4 protein-coding genes are annotated in these 2,850 nt (G+C 30.2%); 1 reads left to right on the top strand and 3 read right to left on the bottom strand.

Annotated features, from left to right (window positions below; all coding sequences use genetic code 11):
• A partial coding sequence (truD, locus tag HG1285_RS04990; RefSeq protein WP_032496864.1) for a tRNA pseudouridine(13) synthase TruD occupies positions 1 to 612 on the top strand: 612 nt, incomplete at its 5' end.
• On the opposite strand, the gene HG1285_RS04995 is transcribed toward truD, so the two are convergent.
• From HG1285_RS04995 to HG1285_RS20650, 3 genes are read right to left on the bottom strand one after another with little or no spacing between them, the layout of a single operon-like run.
• Positions 586 to 1,923, bottom strand: coding sequence for an ArsB/NhaD family transporter (locus HG1285_RS04995; protein ID WP_008288503.1), 1,338 nt, complete (start codon positions 1,921 to 1,923; stop codon positions 586 to 588). The genes truD and HG1285_RS04995 overlap by 27 nt on opposite strands.
• A 13-nt stretch (positions 1,924 to 1,936) precedes the next feature.
• Complete coding sequence (locus HG1285_RS05000; protein ID WP_157560655.1) at positions 1,937 to 2,653, bottom strand: hypothetical protein; 717 nt, start codon at positions 2,651 to 2,653, stop codon at positions 1,937 to 1,939.
• A gap of 19 nt (positions 2,654 to 2,672) precedes the next feature.
• Complete coding sequence (locus tag HG1285_RS20650; protein WP_343122637.1) at positions 2,673 to 2,843, bottom strand: Bax inhibitor-1 family protein; 171 nt, start codon at positions 2,841 to 2,843, stop codon at positions 2,673 to 2,675.
• Positions 2,844 to 2,850: the final 7 nt, after the last annotated feature.

The raw sequence follows: 2,850 nt of genomic DNA, 5'->3' as shown, positions 1-2,850 counted from the left end.
CTGAAATTTTTAGGGAAAACAAACAAAAAAATCAAAATAGGTATGCTTAAAGGAAATTTTTTTTCTGTAAAAAAGCATTTTGAGGTGAAGAAAACTCTTTCTTATTTCATAAATTATTACGACACCCAAAGAGTAAAATCATTTAATATTAAAAAAGGTAGAGAAATACTCTTATCAAATAAGAAAAGACTGTCAAAAAAGGAAAATTTTTTTGTAGATGCATATCTATCATATTTATGGAATGAAAGTTTAAAACTTTATTTAGGGGAAAAATTTCAAGGAGAAATATTGTTTGAAAATAATATAGAGTTTTTTATTCCATCAAATTTAAACATTGATAAACTGCCTAAATTCTGGACAATACCGGGATATAAGGTTAAACTTGAAGAAAGTGAGGAGTTTTATGAAGAAATTTTAAAAAGAGAAGGGTTTACATTAGATTTTTTCCTTGATGTTCTAAAAAATAGAAGAATAAAAGGTGATTATAGAAGACTTTATGAAAAAGTTGAATATTTTTCAGAAAAAGGAAATTACATATCCTTTTATTTAAATAAAGGAGCATACGCAACTATGCTCCTAAAGTTTTTATACGCCGAAAATATAGTATTTTAGCCACAACAAAGCAAGAGCAAATACAACAGTAACAATTGTTACAGGTGTTCCCATTTTTAAAAAGTCAACAAACTTAATAGGATATCCTTCTCTTTCTGCAAGACCGGCTGCGACAACATTTGCAGATGCGCCTATTATTGTTAAGTTTCCTCCAAGACACGCACCAAGAGCAAGTGCCCACCATAGAGGTTCTGTATTCCAGTTTACTGTTTTTGCAAAATCAATCAGTACATTTGCCATTGCCATTGTAAATGGTATATTATCAACTATTCCAGATATAATTGCAGATAATCCGCCAAGAATTAATATACTAGACATAGGCTCTTTTAAAAGTCCTGAAGTTATATGTGCAACCTCTTCAAACACACCTGTATGTTCCATACCACCAATAACTATAAATAGACCAACAAAGAACATAAGAGTAGTCCATTCAACCCTTTCAAATATTCTTTCTGGGTCTTCTCTTGTCCATAAAAGTAAAATAGATGCCATAAAAAGCGCGATTGTTCCAGCTTCTAAGTGAAGGATATGATGCATAAAAAACAGCAGTATAGTAATTCCAAATATGATTAAGCCTTTTCTCATTAACTGAATGTCATATTCTGCTTTTTGCTCTTTTATTAATTCTTCAATTTCTGCTTCATCAGTCATTTTAGGTTTTAAGTCCCCTCTTACTTTCATGTAGAATATAAATGCTATAGTTCCGACTATATGTGTAAGTATTATTATTGGAGCTATATTTACAATAAAATCCATAAATGTAAAGTGTCCAAGAGAACCTATAATAATATTGGGTGGGTCGCCTATTAAAGTAGCAGTTCCCCCAATATTTGATGCTAAAACTGTTGCTATAACATATGGAATTGGATTTAACTTTAACCTTGCAGTAAGCCCTATAAGTATAGGTATCATAAATAAAACTGTAGTAACGTTATCTAAAAATGCAGATAAGACTCCAGTTAATAAAGTGAAAACTACAAGTATCTTTAAAGGTTCTCCCTTTGTTATCTGTAGAGCCTTTAAAGATAGAATAGAGAAAAATCCACTTTCAATCAGTACTGAAACTATTACCATCATTCCAAGAAGTAAGAATATTGTATTATGGTCAATTGATTCCCATGCCAATTTTGGGGATAAAAGACCTATGAATACTGCTAAAAATCCACCAAATAAGGCAGCAGGAACCCGATGGAAGAATTTTTCAGCAACAATCATTGCATAAGTTCCAATAAAAATTGCTACCGAAAGCCAGAAAAGTATCGTATGGTTTATAGGAATTCCAAAAACTTCAAGTAATGTGTGATGCTCCATTATCTATCCCCTTTTATATTATTGCTATTGATATTTCAATATTTGAAATGTAATTATCCAGATGATTTGTATGGTGTGAGAGAACAGCTAAATCAAATTTATTTTCGTGTAGATAAAGTGGAATTCTTTTTTTTGGGTCTCCACTTAAAACTTTTAACCTGGCATGTTCTCCATTTAAAGCTTTTGCTATTATTGTTTTCGTATTTTCTATTTCTTCCTGTCTCATCTGGTTTATTATTTCTTTTGCTTCTGCTCCTGTATGGGTTTTCATTAGTGCTGTTTCGTAGTATTCTTCATAAAAGGAAAACACAAATTCTGGCTCTCCATCTAAAATAGTTGAAATTTTATAGGCTTCCTGTATGAATTCTGAAAAATCATACTCACTTTCAAAATCCAAAATAATTCCTATTTTTTCAATTTTTGTTGTCCCCTCTTCTAAAAATAAGAAATTTGCTTTTTTAAACTTATCTAAGATTTTTATGTGTTCTGGTTTTGAAATTATACTTATAAAAGGGTCAACCTTTTTCTTATGAAGAATAATCATATAGGGATTTTCTTTTTCTAAAACTTCTGTAATTGTTTTTTCAAGGTTTTCGGATATAAACCTGAAATCAGAATTTTTTAAGTTTTCATCTATAGTATAAACGATGAACTCTATATTTTTTTGAACGATATTTTCTTTCACAATGTCAACAAGTGCTAAATCCTTTTTATCCTCAACTATAAACACAAATTTCATTTGAAACCCCCTATTCTTCTCCTTTTAGCATATTTAATAAATTAAATATCATCCAAAACAGGTTAACAATATCTAAAAATAATGCAATAGCAATTTCGACAGGAGTTGATTTTTCATGAATGAGTCTTGAAGTGTCGTAAAGTATGTATAAAGAAAGAGCACACTCCCATACCTGAATCACAAATCCA

This window comes from Hydrogenivirga sp. 128-5-R1-1, assembly GCF_000171895.1.
The sequence above is the reverse complement of the archived record's forward strand: the minus strand, read 5'-3'. Positions and strand labels throughout refer to the sequence as shown.